General features: G+C 57.3%; 14 protein-coding genes and 1 pseudogene. 4 read left to right on the top strand and 11 right to left on the bottom strand.

The window, feature by feature from the left end; genetic code table 11:
- The first annotated feature begins 379 nt into the window (after window positions 1-379).
- Window positions 380-1646, top strand: a pseudogene (locus ACFOYU_RS12595) (IS256 family transposase).
- A 481-nt stretch (window positions 1647-2127) separates the two neighbouring features.
- On the opposite strand, the gene ACFOYU_RS12590 reads toward ACFOYU_RS12595, so the two are convergent.
- The 8 genes from ACFOYU_RS12590 to ACFOYU_RS12555 form a co-directional block, all read right to left on the bottom strand.
- On the bottom strand, window positions 2128-2490 hold the full coding sequence (locus ACFOYU_RS12590) for a hypothetical protein (protein WP_377033852.1): 363 nt from the start codon (window positions 2488-2490) through the stop codon (window positions 2128-2130).
- A 545-nt stretch (window positions 2491-3035) separates the two neighbouring features.
- Entirely contained in the window at window positions 3036-3773 is a 738-nt protein-coding gene (locus tag ACFOYU_RS12585; RefSeq protein ID WP_377033851.1) for an outer membrane protein, read from the bottom strand.
- Between the two features lie 786 nt (window positions 3774-4559).
- On the bottom strand, window positions 4560-6167 hold the full coding sequence (locus ACFOYU_RS12580; RefSeq protein ID WP_377033850.1) for a M10 family metallopeptidase C-terminal domain-containing protein: 1608 nt from the start codon (window positions 6165-6167) through the stop codon (window positions 4560-4562).
- Between the two features lie 470 nt (window positions 6168-6637).
- Window positions 6638-8881 (bottom strand): hypothetical protein, encoded by a 2244-nt coding sequence (locus ACFOYU_RS12575; protein WP_377033849.1) that lies wholly within the window; start codon window positions 8879-8881, stop codon window positions 6638-6640.
- A 59-nt stretch (window positions 8882-8940) separates the two neighbouring features.
- Entirely contained in the window at window positions 8941-9333 is a 393-nt protein-coding gene (locus ACFOYU_RS12570; RefSeq protein WP_377033848.1) for a GtrA family protein, read from the bottom strand.
- Window positions 9330-10274: a WxcM-like domain-containing protein gene (locus ACFOYU_RS12565; RefSeq protein WP_377033847.1), complete on the bottom strand. Its 945-nt coding sequence runs from the start codon at window positions 10272-10274 to the stop codon at window positions 9330-9332. Before ACFOYU_RS12565 ends, ACFOYU_RS12570 begins: the two co-directional genes overlap by 4 nt.
- Complete coding sequence (locus ACFOYU_RS12560) at window positions 10271-11254, bottom strand: glycosyltransferase family 2 protein (protein ID WP_377033846.1); 984 nt, start codon at window positions 11252-11254, stop codon at window positions 10271-10273. Before ACFOYU_RS12560 ends, ACFOYU_RS12565 begins: the two co-directional genes overlap by 4 nt.
- Before the next feature lie 3 nt (window positions 11255-11257).
- Entirely contained in the window at window positions 11258-12358 is a 1101-nt protein-coding gene (locus tag ACFOYU_RS12555) for a DegT/DnrJ/EryC1/StrS family aminotransferase (protein ID WP_377033845.1), read from the bottom strand.
- Window positions 12359-12633: 275 nt separating this feature from the next.
- Here ACFOYU_RS12555 and ACFOYU_RS12550 point away from each other — a divergent pair, with 275 nt between their 5' ends.
- The 3 genes from ACFOYU_RS12550 to ACFOYU_RS12540 all read left to right on the top strand — a co-directional run bounded on the left by ACFOYU_RS12550 (window position 12634) and on the right by ACFOYU_RS12540 (window position 16554).
- Entirely contained in the window at window positions 12634-14061 is a 1428-nt protein-coding gene (locus tag ACFOYU_RS12550) for a hypothetical protein (protein WP_377033844.1), read from the top strand.
- 400 nt (window positions 14062-14461) lie between these two features.
- Window positions 14462-15562, top strand: coding sequence for a class I SAM-dependent methyltransferase (locus ACFOYU_RS12545; RefSeq protein ID WP_377033843.1), 1101 nt, complete (start codon window positions 14462-14464; stop codon window positions 15560-15562).
- Window positions 15563-16020: 458 nt separating this feature from the next.
- The gene (locus tag ACFOYU_RS12540; protein WP_377033842.1) at window positions 16021-16554 is read left to right on the top strand and encodes a hypothetical protein; all 534 of its coding nucleotides are present in this window, start codon (window positions 16021-16023) and stop codon (window positions 16552-16554) included.
- Window positions 16555-16947: 393 nt separating this feature from the next.
- Here the strand turns inward: ACFOYU_RS12540 and ACFOYU_RS12535 are convergent, their stop codons facing one another.
- The 3 genes from ACFOYU_RS12535 to ACFOYU_RS12525 form a co-directional block, all read right to left on the bottom strand.
- Entirely contained in the window at window positions 16948-17217 is a 270-nt protein-coding gene (locus tag ACFOYU_RS12535) for a hypothetical protein (protein WP_377033841.1), read from the bottom strand.
- 202 nt (window positions 17218-17419) lie between these two features.
- Complete coding sequence (locus ACFOYU_RS12530) at window positions 17420-17569, bottom strand: DUF1127 domain-containing protein (protein WP_377033840.1); 150 nt, start codon at window positions 17567-17569, stop codon at window positions 17420-17422.
- Window positions 17570-19155: 1586 nt separating this feature from the next.
- The coding region (locus ACFOYU_RS12525; protein WP_377033839.1) for a hypothetical protein at window positions 19156-19392 on the bottom strand (237 nt) is incomplete at its 5' end.

Here is a 19392-nt window from a genome sequence, read left to right as displayed (position 1 = left end):
CCTGATGGGACTGATCGAGCAGGTCTGCCGTCCATTTGCTCTTTGCCTCATGCGGCGAGATGCAGGTTCAGAAAGGCAGTGCACCTGTCCAGTCTAGAAGTGTCGCGCATATGATCCCTCGACGTCGTGTTGGATGGGATCAACTGGGTGATCTGCGAACGAGGGCGGCGGGGCGGCCTGTGGGCTTTAATCCTGATCTGGAATGCCGGCGCCATGTGGTCGGCCACTAGGCCTGAGGGATGAAAGACTGCCGATCCAGTGCGCCATGGCACAGGAAACAGGGAGCTATGGCGGAAAATGGGTGATGCTGGATTGAGAAAGGCGGCGTATCGAGGCGGGTGACGAGCCTGCCAGAACCTCTTCGAGAGAGCGATACGCCATGAGCGAACCTACCAATGTTTTGCGCCTGCGTCAGCCCAATGAGATTGACGATCCCCTGACCGATATTCTCCGAACCGGCGCCCGCAGGCTGCTGGCCCAGGCCATCGAGATCGAAGCGGAAGCCTTTCTGGCCAGCATGCGCGATCTCAAGCTGCCGGACGGACGCGAACGCCTGGTCCGGCACGGCCATGGGCCGGAGCGCACGATCCAGACTGGCATCGGCCCGGTGGAAGTCAGCAGGGTCAAGATCCGGGACCGCGGGGCTTCGAGTGAGGACAGGATCCGCTTCACCTCGGCGATCCTGCCGAAATGGGCGCGGCGCACCCGGAGCCTGGATGCGCTCTTGCCGATCCTGTACCTGCGTGGGCTCTCCACGGGCGACTTCCAGGAAGCGCTTTCAGCCCTGCTCGGCAAGGACGCGCCCAACCTCTCGCCTTCCGTGGTCTCCCGGCTCACGGGCGAATGGCAGAGCGAATACGAGCGTTGGCAGGCCCGGGATCTGTCAGCCCGCTGCTATGTTTATGTTTGGGCCGACGGGATCTACCTTCAGGCTCGCATGGAAGATCAGGCCGAGTGCATCCTGGTGCTGATCGGCGCCACCCCGGAAGGCAAGAAGGAACTGGTCGGGTTCCAGGCCGGCGTGCGCGAGAGCGCCCAGAGCTGGCGTGAGCTTCTCGTCGAGATCAAGCGAAGGGGCCTGTCCATCCCACCCCGGATTGCTGTTGGGGATGGAGCGCTCGGCTTCTGGAAGGCACTCGACGAGCTCTTTCCCGGCACGCATCATCAGAGATGCTGGCTGCACAAGACCGCCAATTGTCCTCAACAAGGTGCCCAAGTCCGTGCAGCCGGGGATGAAGGCGGCCCTGCGGGAGATCTACCTCGCCCCGACCCGCGCTCAGGCCGAGGTGGCCGTTGATCTGTTCGAGGAAGCCTATGGTGCACGCTATCCGAAAGCCGTGGAGTGCGTGCGTAAGGACCAGCTGGCGCTGCTGGCCTTCTTCGACTGGCCCGCCGAGCATTGGCTCCATCTGCGAACCACAAACCCGATTGAGAGCGTGTTCGCGACGGTGCGACACCGGACCGTGCGCACCAAGGGCTCGTTGTCGCCAGTCACTGCCCGGCTGATGGTGTTCAAGCTGGTGATGGCCGCATCCAAAACCTGGCGCCGGCTGATGGGCGAAAACCAGTTGCCGAAGGTGATCGCCGGTGTCAGGTTCCAGGACGGCACCGAGATCACTTCGATGCCGACAAACAGCGCCGCCTGATCGGTCCCGTCACCTAAATTCCGTCATAGCTCGGAAACAGGCGGTCCATTCCACGGCGATGCTGAAATCCACTTTCCTTTGACAGCACTCGGGTTCAATCAGCAGCCAGCAGGGGTCCTGTCGCAGGGTTACATCCAGGAATTGCCCCGACACTCGGGTCCTGCCGGTTTGGCGGATTTGTTCCAAGGTGCAGCGGTCAGAGTTTTTCGATCAAGTTGCAAGGTCAGCATGAAAGATGGGAGGGATGCCCGATCAGCCAGTGGACCTGTGATACAATGTCGGGATTCCGGGTCATCGGCCTCGATCCGGATGTTCTGCCCCGGCGGCCGAAGCATACGGAGCGGAAGCTTCGAGGACGCGCGAACTGCCGGGACAGTGTTGCTGCGGCAAGAGGCAGGTAAGCCTGCGCGACACGATCAATCAGACGATGACGTGTTGTGGACGGATCTGCGAATTTGGTGCCGGTCTGGAAAAGGAGAACTCAAGCCACTTTGAGGTGAGGGGCGGCTGGTTCGGGCCGGCGGTCGCGAGCCACACTTGCTCCGGCACTAGCCGTCAGTCTGTCGCTGAAACGCAAATGCGCCTCTCGAAGCAGGCGCAGCTTTCGCGCAACCGGTTGAGAACGGGCCGCGTAATCGGCGACGTGAATTGCCGCTGCTGCGTACAAATCATTTGCGGCGGCTTCAATGCCGGGGTTGCGCTGAAACAGGCTTACGGTGTCAACGAGATGTTGCTCAAGATCATGCAGATCGGCGCTGCCTCCCCCTTGTTCCACGCGTGTCAGGACATAAGAAATTAGCGCGAGCTTATCGCCAACGAGTTCAGCACGGTTCTTGACCTTCATTCCCAGTCTCCTCTCACAGATGACCTGCTTCGATTCAAGGCGGTCAGAGAACGGTGCGCCCATATGGTTAAGGGAGCGTTGCTCCTGCGGTGGCAGAGGGAGCGCCTCGGCTGGCAAAGGCTCCAGGCCCACCTCTCGCAAGGAGGCGGCACGAGAAGTTGGCAGCTCCGCTGGATCCGGCTCGGCGGGACCTGCAAGGGACGCTGCATCCCTGCAAGGACTTGTTGAGCGTGCTCGTTTCGTTATCGGCGGGTTCGAGAGACGGTGCAGATAGACACCTCTCGGTTTGAGGGCCGAGTTTGCCGAAGGCTCCTCGAATTGCCCGATAACGCCAGGCATGGAGGCGCCATCAGGATGGATCGGGCTCGGAACACCATCGGAATCGCCGATGATTTCCGTAGGAGCCTCGGTGTGATGATTGGTGACAATTCACCGCTCCTGCCGTCCGGCCTCTCGGGAAATCTCCGACCTCCCGACTGCGAGGAGGCCAGAGCAAAAAAGGCCCGGGTTTCCCCGGGCCTTCCTTTTCGCCGAAGCGAAAGATCTTAGTAGGTGCCGAACTTGAAGTTCAGGCCGGCGCGAACCACGCCGAACTCGGCGTTGTTGCGGTCGGCATAGTAGCCGAAGTAGTTGTTGTTCGAGGTGTCGAGGTTCACGTACAGACCTTCGACCTTGGCGGTCAGGTTGTTCGTGAAGGCGTACTCGACACCGCCGCCGAGGGTCCAGCCGGTGCTGACATCGTCGTTCGAGCCATACACGACGCCGAACACCGGATCGACGTAGGTGCTGGAGCCACGACCGATGTCGCCATAGGCGAGACCGCCGGTCACGTAGATGAGGGCGCGGTCGAAGGCCACACCAGCGCGAGCGCGCACGGTGCCGAACCAGGCGTCGCCCGAGCGGTCACCGACGTAGACGCCGTCGACGAAGGCATCGTTGCTGCCGCCGATGTCGGCGTACTGGATGTCGGTCTCAACACCGAAGACGAACGAGCCAACCTGGTAGTTGTAGCCGATCTGGCCACCGCCGACGAAGCCGCCGTCGCTCTCGCTGTCGACGATGATGCCGAGCACCGGATCGAAGTAGCGGCCGTTGTCGTTGGTGTTCCAGCCGTAGCCAGCGTTCACGCCGACGTAGAAGCCGGTCCAGGTGAACACCGGAACCGGAGCGATGACCGGCAGCGGAGCGGCAGCGCGATAGGGAAGATCAGCCGCGGAAGCAGCGGTCGCGGCCAGAGCAACGGCAGCCGTGCCGGCCAGGAGGCCAAGAAGACGAGTTTTCATGACGGGAATTCCTAATGTGAGGAGTCACCGGCGCAAGCTACGTCCAGACCGTTAAGAAAATCTATGGCAAAGCTGCAACACCCGGCAATATTATCTTCTGCCTTGGAGGATTGCTGGCGTTGGCGGTCTGACAGGCTCGATTCGGTTTCCTGTTACAATTGACACGGTAAAGGCTGTGTGTCCTATTCATCGCGTTTTCGGCCGATATGTCATCCGAAGGCGAGGAGAAACTAACCCTGCCCGTCAAACGGCAGGGTTTTTTCGTTAACATGGCGGTCGCACAAGGGATCAGTTGGACCATCTCCCCGCGGGAGTTGATCGCCACAAGATCGCGAAGCCGCGATCAGGCGAGGTTTTCAATCAGTGCCGAGCATTGCCGCTCGTCTCGTCAGACCATGCGCGCATTCTGATGTGGCTTGTCCACACTAAGGGTCCGTCGGTACCCGTGTGTGGGTCCCTAACGGGATGGCCAACCTCCTCTGATTGCAGGTCTAGGACAATCGCCAGCCGGCTTCCAGCACGAGAAGACCGCCCGGGGGATCACCTTAGTCGCCGGTGGCGCAGAAATGAAGCGGACGAACGGCGGTGGCCGGTCTGCGGCGCTCAGGCAAACCCCAGTGCGTGCTCTGCTTGAGGTTTCCGAGCGATATCGGATCGATAGGGGCGCGCCATCCAACCTTTCGTGCTGCCGTTGCGAACCTCGCGAATGAATGTCCGAACGAAAGCGATCTTCTTTGGCCGGAAGCGGCCCGTGAGGCTTTGCTGACCTCGCGCGAGATGACGCTGCTAGAGATAGAAGTCTCCGGCCGTGAGCGCTGAGAGCCCTTGGACAAATATTTGGAAGTCGGCAACTCTGTCGCCATTGATGTCGCCGCATAGGACGCCATTCGAGAAGTGCAGCTCCCCTGCCATCCCGGTGAAGCCCGATTGACCGATGAACAGGAAGGCCTGGTCCCCAGCGAGCACACTATTGGCATCTATCTGCTGCAGATTAATCCGATCAAGCCCCATCTGGAAATCAGCCACTGTGTCAATGGCCAGACCGGCAGAATCGGCCGGGGAGACGAAAACAAAGACGTCCTGACCGACACCACCAACGAGAAGATCCTGGCCGACTCCCCCCTGAAGGATATCGTTGCCTTGTCCGCCGTAGAGGCTGTCGTTCCCGGCCCCGCCAAACAAGCTGTCATTGTCCTGATTGCCGAAGATCAGGTCGTCCTCCTTGTTGCCTTCGATCCAGTCGTGACCATGTCCGCCATAGACCGTATCGCTGCCCTGTCCGCCGAAGAGGGCATCAGCGTCATCACCGCCATCAATGAAGTCGGCATCCTGGTTGCCGTAAATGCGGTCTCCACCCAGACCGCCATAGATGGTGTCATTGCCGCCACCACCGCACAGGGTATTGCCACCGATGTTGCCCGTGATGACATCGCCCGCCCAGCCGCCTGATGCGTTCTCAATCAGAGATCGAGGATCATCGTTATAGAGATGGGCATTGGCGATGTTGCCGGCCGCTGTCCTCGAGCCATCCCATTGCAACTTTGCCAATTGTCCAGCCGTGGTTTTCGTCCAGGCGCCGGGCTGGAGATCAATCGTCAGACCGGTCGTGTAGTTTGAGAAATCGTATGTGTCCGTGCCGCCGCCGTCCCACACCGTCTGGAAGATACGGTTGCCGCCCGGCGCTCCCTGGCCGGTCCCGTTGACGAACATCTCGCCCGTGGTCGGGCTCCAGGAATAGGTGGTGTTGCCGCTGTTGGTGGAGTAGTTCGCGCCGTACATGTGCTGCAGGGCCGCGATGTCGTACATCATCAGCGACTGTGCATAGCCCCAGCCTTCGTTGACGTATCCGGACGTCGTCGAGGCGCCGACATAGGAACGATAGCTCATGACCGTGTACTCCATCGAGTCACGGTCCTGCGGCATGACGAAGTGCTCATGGGCGTGTTCGAGACCCAGCGCATGTCCGATCTCGTGCACCACCGTCAGGTATGCGTAGTTGCCCTTGGTGGGGCTGTGATAGGCGCCGCTCGAATTGTTGAACCAGGCATCGCCGGCCTCAGCTGTCGTCGACGGAAAGTAGGCCCAGGCTGTGCCGGGCTTGTCCGACATGGCGAAGCGAAGATCCGCGTGCTGGGTTGCCGTCTCGCTGATCTGAGTAAAGCGGAGGAGAGCAACGGACGCGTACATATCGAGAATCGAATGCGTCGCGGCCTGCTGCATCATAGTAAATGAACTGAAATTGGTGGTGTTTTCACCTTCACCGTAAGATGTTCCGTAAGCGGATCCAGTGACGGGAAAGCTAAAGGTAAAGCTGCTGGCGGCCCATTTGTAATCACCAAGAACGCCATTGATGTAAGCATTGCCGGTCAGGGCATATTTGGTAACAGCAGGCATAGTTCCCCCAGGCGATCCAAATCGCACGTCCGATTTCTCTGATCTAAAAGCGGTACCTCTTAAAAAACCCGGAACCGAATCGGGCTTCGGACGTTATAAATCCTTTTGGTTATCTCCGACTGCTGGTCAATCTTGGTTGGTCGGACGGGTTGGGGAACAATGACGCCGGCTGCCTGGGGTGCTGCTGAAAAACCTTTTCGTTTGAAGATTTTGTGCTCTCGATGGAACGAGCGCGGCAAACCGCCCCACACGCAATTGAGGTTGCTCAAACGGGTGTGTGCCCGACTGATCTTGCTGCTCGCGCGGGTGTAAGATCAGTGCAAGAGACTGACGTGGAGCGAAGGCACCGCTCCTCTCTCGGACAAGGCCAGGTTCAGGCCAAAGTCTTTCAGGCGCGCACCTGAACGGAACGAAATTGATCCGATCCAAAAATTTCGTCTAACGTCCAAACGCCGAAGGCGCGTCGTGCCTCAAACCAGTTGAGGTGCCTGAATCCTGGCTTTGCGGAACTTGTAAACTGCCACGCCGGCAAGCGACGTTGTGAATACTCCCGCAAAGAAAAGCATCCAGGAATACCGGCTGCTATGAACCTTGAAGAATACTAAAATATCCCACGTGCCAGCGGGCACTATCCATGTTCGGAGATATTCGGGCGTGTGCTCCGGCTTGATCGGCTCAAGGCATCTTCCGTTCTGGCAAAGACGAACCGACCAACCATTGGTCCAGATCTCGTTCTCTACAACCCTCACGTCACGTGGCGTTGAAAGTCTGTATCGCGCCCAATCCCCGCCATAGCCAATGACCGATCCAGTCACGCCTGGCACGAGAGTCTCTATCGGCTCATCGTTCGCTCCTTCCGAGATAACATCGGGATGGAAGGCTGCGTCAGCAGGGAGAACGATCAGTTTTTGAGCCTGGGTCGTCAGTTCCAGAAGCTTGGGCCCGTGCTCCGGATTTAAAATCGCGTTGCGGAACGTGGCGTGAGGGCGGGACAGTCGAAGATTGTTATAGCCGAAGGTACAGAACGTAGGTGCATAAAAGCACCGGTTATAGGTCGTATCGTTCTGAAGCTTCACCGCCGATTGGTAATCGGTGCCGACGGTAAAACGCCTGGGGCGTCTCTCAAGAACGCGAGGGGGTCGATCCGGCATGCCTTCACTGGTCAACATACCGCCGAACATCTGCCTCTCAATCGTGGAACTCCATCCGACCTGCCAAGTGCGGCTCTCTCGATGATGGAAAGCGAGACCCTCTGCTGACGTAAGGGCGATCAGGGCAGCGACTGGCGCAATCTGTACTAGCCGTGTGCGGGGCCGTTCGCGAGTGCTTGTGAGGGCAAGCGCAAAAGCAAGAGAGGCTGCAGTAAGAACCGCGGTCAGCGGAACGAGCCAGTCTTCCCATGTATAGCCCAGCGTCAGGCTGTAGTAGAGAAGAGGAGCAATGCAGCCTGCCGCGAACCCAGACCGTAGAACCATGGAAGCCAACCTGGTCTGTCGGGACAGGAGATTGTGCCAGCCCTCGCAGGCAAGAACGATCAGGCCGACATGCAAGGTCGGGCGCCAGTCGGCCAAGGGAAAACGGCTAATGCCCATGCCCGGCAACGGCAATGGACGCGACAGTAGGGCTGGCCCGATACCGCCGAACAGGAGGGCGGCGATGACCAGGGCGAACGCAATTTGTGACGAAACGGACCTGCAGTTAAGGAAGACCATGCCCGTCAGGAAGCCCGCCGGCAGCCACAGGCTCCGCATCGTGAGATCATTGGGAAGGAAAGCCCTGTCGAATGGCAGAAAGAGCGTTGGGAGAAGCGGCAGGTCGATTCCCATGCGATCTTTGAAGGCGACGGACGCTAAATCGCCTTCAACTAAGGGGGGGAGCCATTTCGGCATTGCCATGGCGACCGCGCTGATGCCGACGAGGGCCAGGATTGCCAGGGTACGAACAATGTGAGTGCTGTCGCGGCGCTTGATCACGTACCCGCCCACAAAGAGGAGCAGAGTATAGGCGGCGGCTACGATCATTCCCGGATAAGCGGCAACAAGGAACTGCGATAAAAGAACCGCGGCAATGATCGGGCGGACCCAGGATCGAAGCAGGATCTCAGGGTGCAAACACCACATGAGCCAAGGCAAGAGCGCTGTGGCTCTTACAATGTCGACATGTTGCGCATTGGAATAGAACGACGATGAGAAGTGAAAGGCGGCGGCGCCAGCAAGCGCCAAAAGAACGTCGAACTTGAGAGTGCGCAGCAGGATATACATCCCGACGCCACCTGCGAGAACATGGAGGCCCTGAATTAGAACCGCCGCATGCATGGTGTAGGGCTGATCGAGGAGATCGAGCGCTGCGAGAGGAAGATAGTAGGCGCCAGATTGCAGGGACCAATAGGCAGGAAAGCCCAAATCCCCCCACGCGAACCACTTTGGAGGATGAAAGAAACTGCCGTCGGCATACCAAGCGAACGCATGGGCATGGTAGCCGCCAACAAAGTCCCAGGGAAACGCCAGCTGGCCTTGATAGTGCGACGAGAATGCGAGGATATTCGCCACGACCAGCACGGACATGGCCACGAAGACCCATAGAAAACCTAGCTTCATGCCCCCTGATCTGTTGGGGAGGTCAGCAGTGGCGGGCTGGATCATGATCGGTCCTGACTTCGCGATGGCGGTTCCAATACATGGAAATGGCGCGATGTCGAGCAGCCAATGCCGCATCGGAAGCTTCACCTTCGCCAGGACCGCCGAGGCTGCCAGCGTTACCGCCCGCCGGTGTCCTATTCTGTGGCCGCTGGATCGCAAGGTCTCGGCTTCAGGATCCGGCGGGTGAGAACAAAAGTCAGCGGGACATTGACGGCAATAACAAGAAGCATGGCAATTCGGCTATCGAGCCCCAGCCTGGTCAGGATCGTCAACAGGATCAATCCCGTGAGATACTGCACCAGGTAAACCACCGGAAACTGCAAGGCGGACCGCAGTGAAGCACGTGCCCTGAATACGAAGAAGGAGTTGATGAAATATGATAAGCCGATGCCAAGAATATAGGCGAATGTATACGCGGCCGAAGGTGACAGTATCTGACCAGCCCCGACAAACAAAGCGTAGGTTACACCTGTGTTGACTGCCCCTCCGAGCAAGAACTTGGAGAACTGAATACGAGTGGCTTTCACTCCGCTGCGGCCCTCATATTGATGGCCGCTTTGAACTCATCATAAGAACGGATGTAGTCGTCGGCGTCATAATAGTGGGACGCAAAAACAAGCAGAACCGCGTCGGATGAGTAGCGATACTGGGTCCCCCACGTCATTGCGGGCATGTAAACGCCAAGCCCAGGTCGGTCCAATGTCACTTCCCGTCGGACGTGTCCATCATCGAGGAGAACGCCGCAGGAGCCACGAACGCAGATCAGAAACTGGTCGCACGCCTTGTGAGCATGCTCACCCCGAACTTCCCGGCTGGGTACATTGAATACGAGAAAGTACCGTTTCGGGGTGAAAGGCAGGTCCCGCTCAAACTCTCCGACCGAGAGTTCGCCACGCAGGTCCTTAGCCACGCGCAGGTTCTGGAGGAAAGCACGGCCAACACCAAGCTCGACCCGGCCTGTCACCTGATCAGTCTGAACCACCGCGGTCGGCTGCGGCCCATCGGTGACATACCCTTTGATGCGGGCAGGATTGCCGACAACGATTGCGTTTGGTGGAACGGAGCGGGTTACGACGGAACCGGCGCCCACCATTGCGCCGGTGCCGATCTCAATGCCTGCCAGGATCGTTGCGTTCGCGCCAATGGATGCGCCCTGCCGGACGATCGTCTTGGCGAAGGTCTCTGGATAGACCTTGCTTCGCGGAAACAGATCGTTGGTGAAGGTTGCATTGGGGCCGATGAAGACATCATCCTCGATTGTGATGCCATCCCAGACTTGAACACCGCATTTCACAGTGACGCGGTCGCCAATCGTAACATCATTCTCAACGAAAACGCCATCACAGATGTTGCAATCTGCGCCAATGCGAGCGCCGGGAAGAATGTGAGCGAACGCCCAGATCCGTGTTCCCGGTCCGATGCTCTCGCTCTCGCACAGTGCATGCGGATGGATGAAGGGCTGATTCATGCGCGTATGCCTTCGTTTTGGGATGAGCCCGGCTTCTTCACACCGTCAAAATCGCGAAAGGTGCGGACGAGGGCAAGGGGGCGCCTTTTGGTGTTCTCATAGCTCCTCCACGAATAGGCGCCAATCAGCCCAAGCCCAAGCGTGTTCAGTGCGCCAAAGAAGGTGATGACAACAATTGTCGTCGTATAGCCGGCAACTTCGATTTCGCCGCTGAGGCGCATGATAATGACGCTCAAGCCAAGTAGGAGTGCAATCAGAATGCCGAGGGCGCCCGCCACGGTGAGGATCCTGATTGGGAGGTCCGTGAAGGCGAAGATACTATCCAGAAGGTAGTTGATTTTCTTACTCAGTGTCCAAGCACTCTTGCCGAATGCGCGCGCTCTGCGCTCATACCGAACCTCAGCGCGCCGGAAACCAAGCCAGTATACAAGCCCAATCAATGAACTGTTCGCCTCCTGGAGAGTGAGGAGTTCATCACGTATTCTGCGGTTGCAGCCGAACACGTCGACGCCGCCTGGCGGAATGTCGCGAACAACGAACCGGCGGTAAAATCCCCAGAAGATATTTGCTGAAAGCCGCGTCATTGGCGGATCGTCCCGCCCTTCCCGGACTCCGACCACGATGTCAGCGTCGTGGTGGATCAATTTGTCCAGAAAGTCGATGAGAAGGTCGGGCGGCTCCTGAAGATCGGCCGCGATCACGGCGCAATACTCGCCTTTCGCGGCACGAAGCCCTGTCCGGATCGCGGAAAAGGATCCAAAGTTGCGTGCATGCAGAATGAGCTGCGATGAAAAAGGCGCATCTGGCAGCGCTTGCTCCAGTAACGCAAAGCTATCATCAGGACTTGCATCAACGACAAACACAAATTCCGTATCGATCCCGTAGCGCTCGTGTATCGCCGTGCTGATCCGCGTGAACTCGCTGATCAGTTGCGGTACGAATTCGGCGTTTCGATAGACTGGGATGATGACGGAGTACATGGTTCACCAGTCATTGATGCAGGTGATTACATAGGAAACCTCGTCCTCCGTGAGCTCCGGATAGCAGGGGAGAGTCAGAATCTGGTCGGAGAGCAAATCGGTCACGGGGAGGTGGTCCCAATCCCGCTGGCCCTTTATTGCAGGTTGGCGGTAATCCGGGATTGGGTAATGGATATCGGTCGAAACTTCGGCCGCTGACAAATGGGTGCGCAGGCTGTCTCGGTCAGCAGTCGCTATAACGTATAGATGCGCAACGTATTCCTCACCATAAAGGGGCGGGCACACCACGCGCGGATTGGTGATTTCCTTTGAATAGCGCGTCGCTATTTCTCTGCGCCGCTGGTTCCAGGCATCCAAGGCGGGCAGCTTCGCCCTTAGGATAGCGGCTTGGATCTCGTCGAGACGGCTGTTTCGTGCGCCATTCATCACCGCGCGATATTTCGACTCCCAACCATATTGCCGCAGGTGCCTGACCTTGTTTGCCACTTCTGCATCATTTGTTGTGATGGCGCCGCCATCGCCGAGTGCGCCGAGGTTCTTGGTCGGATAAAAACTGAAGCTCGCGGCTGCGCCAAAGCTCCCGGCTCGCCGCCCGCCGCGGCTTGCGCCATGCGCCTGTGCACAATCCTCGAAAACGGGAACCCCAGCCTCACTGGTGATCTGCAGGATAGCCTCCATGTCGTGGAGGAGACCGAACAGATGTGTGACGACGACTGCGTTTATATCGCCTCTGGCGACGACTCTTCGGAGGTGCTCAAGATCCATCAAACGGCTCTCGCGGTCGACCTCGACAAAGACCGGCTCTGCACCGAGGGCATTCAGCGCCGTTGTGGTGTAAAGGCCTGCATTCGCCACAGTGGCGACGCGGCCGCCCTGTCCGACACCAAGCGCACGAAGGCCAAGCTCAATCGCGTCCGTGCCATTCGCGACGCTAATGCAATTCTGGGCGCCGCAATAATGCGCAAACTCGTGCTCGAATGCCTCGCCTTCCCGGCCAAGAATATACCACCCGCTCTTAAGGACCCGATCGACCGCATCACGGACTGGTCCTTCGGTCGAGGCCGCGTGTCGGCCTAAATCATTCAACAATACCCGCATCGCCATGCCTACCCCCGAATTTTGGGGCTTCTTAGAAGCAAACGGGATCTCTTGCAACATTCCAGCGGCAACTAACGAGCGATTGTATATGGATTATATGCCCGCGAAGGTTGCGTTCGGCGATCTTGGTATTGTTACGTGCTCTTGCCGGACGCACTCAGGCCGTATGCTGGGTCGAAACAGGCCCGTCCTGAAGCACCAGAGAGGGCATAGGGTGTTTGCCTCTCTTGTTGCGTTTGTTTAAACGGCTTCCGCACTGAGGCAAGAGTGGCGGACGGTTCGTGCAGAGGATTCTATTAGACCTGTTCAAGGACAAGATGGGGATGGCCGGGATTGCGGCAATCGTCTTTGTCGTTGCGGTTGCTTTGACCGGTTTTTGGGGAACGCCTGGTCCCGTTTGCTGCGATGCGGTTTCCTACGGACAGCTGGCGGCTGCGTATCAAAGGGATGGCTTGCTGACGCCTCATGAAGTCGCAAAGATCCGGACTTACCTCTATCCTGCAATTCTTGCATTGATCCAGGCGCCTGAGCGGCTTTCGTCTGCCCGAGCTGGCGCATATGATCCGGTCGTCTTCTATTGGCAGGCGTTGCTTTTCCTGACGGCCGTTCTTTCTCTCTCCTTAGCAGTGCGCCGCTTTGGGATCGCCGCTCAGGCCAGTGTGATCATCGGCCTGCTTTTGAACATTTTTGTGCTGGTTTACATACCTGTACGGCTGACAGAAATACTGTCTCTGGCTTGCTTCATCCTCATCATTGCAGCAGCCGTGGAGCTTGCGGGCGCCGACTTAAATCTTAGGCGGAAGCCCGTGACACTGTTCTTGTGCGGATCGTTCCTTGTCGGCGCTTCGGTAATGGTTCGACCAGCGAATATCGCTTTGGCGCCCTGCTGGATACTGTTTGCCCTGGTGTACCTTTGGCGATTGGTGCGTTCGTGTGGAGGGGCTAAAGAGATCTGGAAGATTGTTGGGCTTGGAATGGTCGGCGTTATGATGTTCGGCATGCCTTTGGTGCCCCAATGGCTCATCAACACGGTAGTTTTCGAACGAAGTACAATATTCCCCGTCGTTGAGCTTGGGTCTCAGCAACTGGCTTGGGGTATCACCCACATAAAATATGTCACGCTGATCACACAGGAAGGGGCAAGAGGGCTCATCTATCCTAATCCCTTCCTGATAGATAGTGCGAGGTACATAAAGGAGCCCCTGCTATACTATATAGAAAATCCTTTTTCTGGATTGATGACGATTATCCTGCATCTGTTTAATTCAGTGACATTCGATTATCTGCATCCCTATGTTACCGATCTCAGGCCGTGGTACCTGCCGGCCATACTTGCAGCAAACCATTTCGTTGTGTTCTCGGGGCTTGTGGTCGGCGCCTGCTTGATACACCGCCGACTCCAGCACTGGCGGACAAGGGGGGCTCGTCTTCAACTGCATGACACCTGGTGGCTCCTCCTTTGTCTGGCACTCGCCGCCATCTGCGTCCTCAATTCCTTCGTCGCGGTTGAGAGCCGATTTGGCCTGCCAGTCATAGCGGTGCTTGGACCACTCGCGTGCTATGGCCTTTTCTCCCTGGCGCTGCATACAAGCAGGCGTCGAAGGACTGCATTCGCTCTGAGCGCCCTAGCTTACGTCTTGGCTGCGGAGGCTGTTTCATTCTGGATGCTTGACCTGGCTCTTTCACAAAGTGCTGTCTCCGGGGCTTAGTATTGGTCGAACCCGAAATACTTGGCCTCTGCGATAACATTGCTTCTTTCGTCCTGCATTCAGGTGGTGTTGTGCCAATAGCGGGTGAATCGGAGGGCTCTGAGCAATGGCGGTTCTGACGAAGCCAGCAGATCGCGGCTATTCGTCTGCTTTGGCATGACTTTTCGTGGCGAATCATAAAAGGTCGGGCGCGTTGCTGTAGGGACGGATCTTCAAGTCCGGTTCCGCTCAGGTCACCAGCGCGAAGTGAGAAGAGTTGTGCTGCCACCTGCTCAGGGCAGTGGGTTGCTTGATATCGATGCTGGCGCGGTTGTTGAAGCGCTGCGTGGGAGTCTCGAAATGCACTTGTGAATGGTTCGGCTTGAGAACGATGTGATCAGGGGGACATCGCCGAGGCGGCATGGCACAAATCCAGCCGATCGATCCATTGCATGAATGCATTGAAGCCCGGGAGGAGAGGTTGATGCAAAGCCTTGACGAGCCTGAAGTGGTAACTTTGGAGCAGAAGCAGGATTTCGTGCGTAAGGTGTGGCTGACGTTCCTCGGCCGAACTCCTGATCCCGAGATGTTGGCTCAACTGGTACAGCGACTAGACGAAGGCCGCTCACCAATCGAGTTCTTCCTCGATGTCGAAGCCTGTCAAGAGGCTGTTGAACGCCGTAACCGGGTGCATGAATTCGTCCCGCCCGGACATTACTACTCTCCAGTTGTCAACCCAGAGGCGCTCAAAGTTAGTTCCTTCGAGGAACGTCGCAGATCTGACCAACTCTCTGGTTTGACGTTAGATTTCAGCGCAATGGAGGAGATTTTACTGCAGGTAGCAAGTCGGACCAATGATCTTTCTTTCCCGGCTACTGCGACCGACGGCCACCGCTTCTACTACCAAAATGACATGTTCGGCCTTGGCGACGCGATCATTCTCGCAGGCATGATACGCTTAATGAAGCCCGCGCGTATTATTGAAGTCGGTTCGGGCTTCTCTAGTGCCGTCATGCTCGATACCCTGGATCGTACGCCACAGGTGGCAGCGCCATTAACCTTCATCGAGCCGTATCCGGAGCGGTTGAGGAAGCTCCTGCGGCAGCAGGACGAGATCCGGGTGGATATCATCGAGAAGGGCGTCCAAGAGGTTGCGGTAGAGGTATTTGAGCAACTTGGGTGCAATGACATTCTTTTCTTGGATACGACCCATATTTCAAAAACAGGAAGCGATGTCAATCATGAGATTTTCGAGATATTGCCACGATTAGCGCCTGGGGTTGTGGTTCATTTTCATGACATATTTGATTGCTTTGAGTACCCAAGTCGGTGGATTTACGATGAGAACAGGTCGTGGAACGAGCTTTACATTCTGCGTTCATTCTTAATGTACAATGACACCTTCGAGGTTATTTTTTTCAATGACGCCTTCGCGCGGCGAAAGGCAGCTTTTGCGAAGCAGAACTGCCCGAGGTTTATGCAAAATCCTGGTGGAGGTCTTTGGCTCCGAAAGAAGGGGTAGTCTGCCCAAGTGTCACCAGTGCAGATGTCATAGTTAGTGTTGCAGCCACGGTTTCCGGTTTGATTAAGGGGCGGAAAAGCGTTTCGTTATGCTGGTGGCGTGCATGCCGGTTTTTCACCCGAGTCAGATAAAGGCGGGAAGATTCATTCCGTAGGCTTGTGCAACAGGCACCGGAGATATGTTCCAGCGCCCCGCCGGCCATGCTGTCGTCTAAAAGAGAGCCTTCGTAGAGACCTGGCCTGATCCGGATATTCGCGTAGTAAGAATACCATCTCCGGCAGAACTCGATTCAGCGGAGAGTGCGAGGCGTCGAGCAAAGCGGCGGCAGCACTTGCGGGATCGGCGTTCCATGGCGATGAGCAAAGAAGACCTTTGGTTGCTCCTATGGTAGACTAAGCAGAGGCGCAGCGATTGGGCGCAATCAGTACCGTTTACGGCCAAGCTTGGGAGGCGGCGCGATGTGGTACTACGATGATGTTTTTCTCGAAGAGGAATACTATTACCCAAATGGTGATTTCTTATACTACGATACTCCTATAGATTATGTATTCTACGACATCCCATTTGAGTATATTTATGAGCCACTAGTGGTCGAAGTGGTGTTTTTCCTTCCCTCCCCAGAGTATGACATCCTGGTTGACGACGCCTTTTACCTGGAAGCCAATCCTGATGTTGCCGTCGCAGGACGGGACCCTGCTGAACATTATGCTACCGCGGGATGGTACGAGGGCCGGAATCCCAACGCCTTCTTCGATACAACAGGCTACTTGGCGGCATATCCGGATGTTGCTGCTGCCGGAATGGATCCGCTCGCTCACTACGACAATGCGGGCTGGTTTGAAGGTCGGGATCCATCTCGGTCTTGGGACACGGACCTTTATCTTGCCAATAACCCGGATGTTGCAGCGGCTGGAATCGATCCTCTCGCGCATTATCTCGCTTTCGGACGATATGAAGGCAGGCCGTACTACACCGACGGTGCATTTGGATGAGAAAGACACTGATGCGAACTCTTTGGCCGAGAGTGCAAGTTTCGGCGGATCTCTTCGGCCGGGAGAATCTACTGCACGAGATTTGGATGCCTGTTTAGCAGAGCTAGGTGTTCAAGCCGATGAACTGCCAAGTGTTGGACTTGCAAAAAGACCAGCCGCTCCGATAGCAGCCCCTGGCGCTACGTCACTGAGCTGTCACCTATAGGCATTAGAACCCGCACGTGGCCGCATGGCCAGAGGGGCAAGAGGAGGCACGGATGCACTGCCGCTCTTGTCCCCTCACCCAGCCTAGCACCGGAGGCATTCCGCTCTGCTTTATCTCATCCTAATAGCTTTGCGGATCTCTGCGAGGCGCGAGCGGTCTCAATATAGGTGCTGGCGCCGGTAAGCACATTACCGGCGACGCCCCTTGCCTTTTGCCTTCGCCATCATCTGCTGCATCGCTGCTTCAGCTTGTTCCCTGGCTTCCGCATCATGATTGAGGCTGCGCACTTCGGACGGCTCGTCCAGATCCTGCAAGCCATTCTTGCGCGCCCGCCACTGCTTGGCCTGAGCGGATATAGCTGCGGCATTGGCAAGCCTCTCGAGGTGGTCGAGTTCGGGCGTACTGACCTGTGCCTTGCTTTCGCTCTGGTCTTCGTCTTGCTTCGGTCGCGTTACCATGGGGTCAGTTCCTGAAAGTATGTGCCGCTCACCTCTCTCCAGGTAACGGACAACCGTAGGACGGGCAATGAAGATGCCGAGCGCTGTTCAGTCACGGGGTCGGTCGCGTCCCAGCGGTCGATCCGGCCTATGGCCACAGGGCTTTAGGGGACAAGAGAAAGGGTGCGGGCCTCTCTTGTCCCTCATGTGAATCCCTCGTGTCTTAGCGCACCTGGCGCGCCACCTTTGAAATGTCGGCCCGGGAAATGCCGATGTCGCAAAGCTCCCTATCAGACAGTGCAGAGAGCTGATGGGCGGTCTCACGGGCTCGGAGCCAGCGACGAATGCTCGAGAGAATGACCGACAGAAACACGACGCAACCTCGCAATAGGAGCCGACGCGAGCGCCAACGCACCGCGCACCGACAGTGAGAAAAAAGGCCACCTGGTGGTGGCCGAGTTTAGGGAGGAAACCCGTCGCGGGGAGGCCACGACGGATGAGCGACATTTAGGTCGCGTCGACGAGGATATGAACCCCAAGTTGGCCCAACCCACTCATGACCAGAGAGCATGGAACAGGGCAGGGGCGTTTACACGCTGTTTACGCTTACACTCAGAGGCTCGTCCGCCATTGTATCGACGCCCGGTCGATTAACTTTCTGAAGACGGATGCCAATCTAGCCTGATCCGGTGAACCAAAAACCGGAGGGACCTCATGAGGAGGCCAAACCACTCACCGGCGTACGTTCTACAAATCAAGAGACAGTGGCGGGTTATCGTTCCTGTCCGCGGGAAACTCACTCCGAGGATATGCACTATAGAGTTCCCCTCTCGTGCAAGTGCCGAGGCATGGCTTCGCAGCGATGAGGGCGGACGCATGATTGACGTCTACCGAGGCCGCTAACGAAGCGTGACTCCGGCCGCCTGTACATCGAGCAACCGTCAAATCAGGATACGCTCGACCTTATCAAAGCTAACATCCTCCGTAGTGGTAAATGTAACGAATGACAGAGAACCGTCAGGCTTGTCTAAGGTGCCATCGCAATAGGGAAGGGCGAGGCACTGGCGGCTCTCCAGACGCTTCGGAGCGCCAGGAGGCGGAGGGGTTATGATCCTTCTGAACAGCCGTAGTCATGGCTTTGTTAGCTTCTTGTACGGGAATTTTATTAAGCCTCGCCAATTCACTCTCAAGTCCGGTCAAAATGAAACGGGCCCATTCCACCTTGGAAGGGCCCGTGGTGACTCCTAGTCACTTGCCATTGGCATTGATCCGGAATGAGATCCGGCTGCATTCATCTGAGTTGTCGAGCTGTAGGATACCTCCGACGCTCAAGCTGACTACGGGGAGGCGTGCTTCAGCCCAGGGGGTGTCACTTTCTGAGCCTCCATCCTGTTGGGGCCGGGGCGGGCGCTCGGTCCAAGGAACACCAGAGCCAGTTGCTGTCAGGAGCCCGCTCAGCAGTTGTACTGGTCCGCTGTCAGTGACGAACTATTGTTGGCCAAGTAACAGTCCATCGGAGAACCAAAACCTTTCCGCGTCTCTGGTTTCAGCGTAGCGGAAAAGAAAAAAGGCCCGACTGTGTATCGCCGGGCCTTGGCGCCCACCGCCTGCAGCATGGGGCAAGCGGAGAAGAGCGCACCTACTATGAAGTCTTGTCAGCGAAGAAAACCCCGCTCTGGTAGACCGAACGGGGCTCCTTTCGAGGAACAGGCCTACGCAACACTCCCGTTCCGGCATCTGAATGCACACGAGCGGTAATGCATTCTTGCTTGCCGACAAAAGGAAAGCCCTGCCGGGGGGACAGGGCTCGCTGACAGAAACAGCAGTTTGGGAAAGCAATTCGGCTTCAGGATGAGCCGTCCGCTTTCCGCTCACATAGGCAGCGGAGCTTACCCCAAGCTTTGCGGTATGCGGGGGCTCCGGCGTGCTCAATGGCCGCTGTCGTTCGCTTGTGGAGCGTTAGAGGCGACGTGTTGCCATGCGTCGAATGATCCAATCCTGCGCTTCATCAAGATCCGCAAATGCTGGGTGCTCGACCCCATCAATCCGGCCAAAGCCCGCTTCGAGGTACCAGTGCCCTGGAGCCACCTCGTTCTCGTCCGAGAGATGGGTCAGCACCGCCACCAGCCGCCGCTCCCCGTCGAAGACAAGCAGACCCTCTTCATCGGAACCTGTAGCAACGCGTACTGGCTGAAG

The organism is Microvirga sp. GCM10011540 (genome assembly GCF_042650665.1).
Taxonomy (GTDB): domain Bacteria; phylum Pseudomonadota; class Alphaproteobacteria; order Rhizobiales; family Beijerinckiaceae; genus Microvirga; species Microvirga lenta.
The sequence above is the reverse complement of the archived record's forward strand: the minus strand, read 5'-3'. Positions and strand labels throughout refer to the sequence as shown.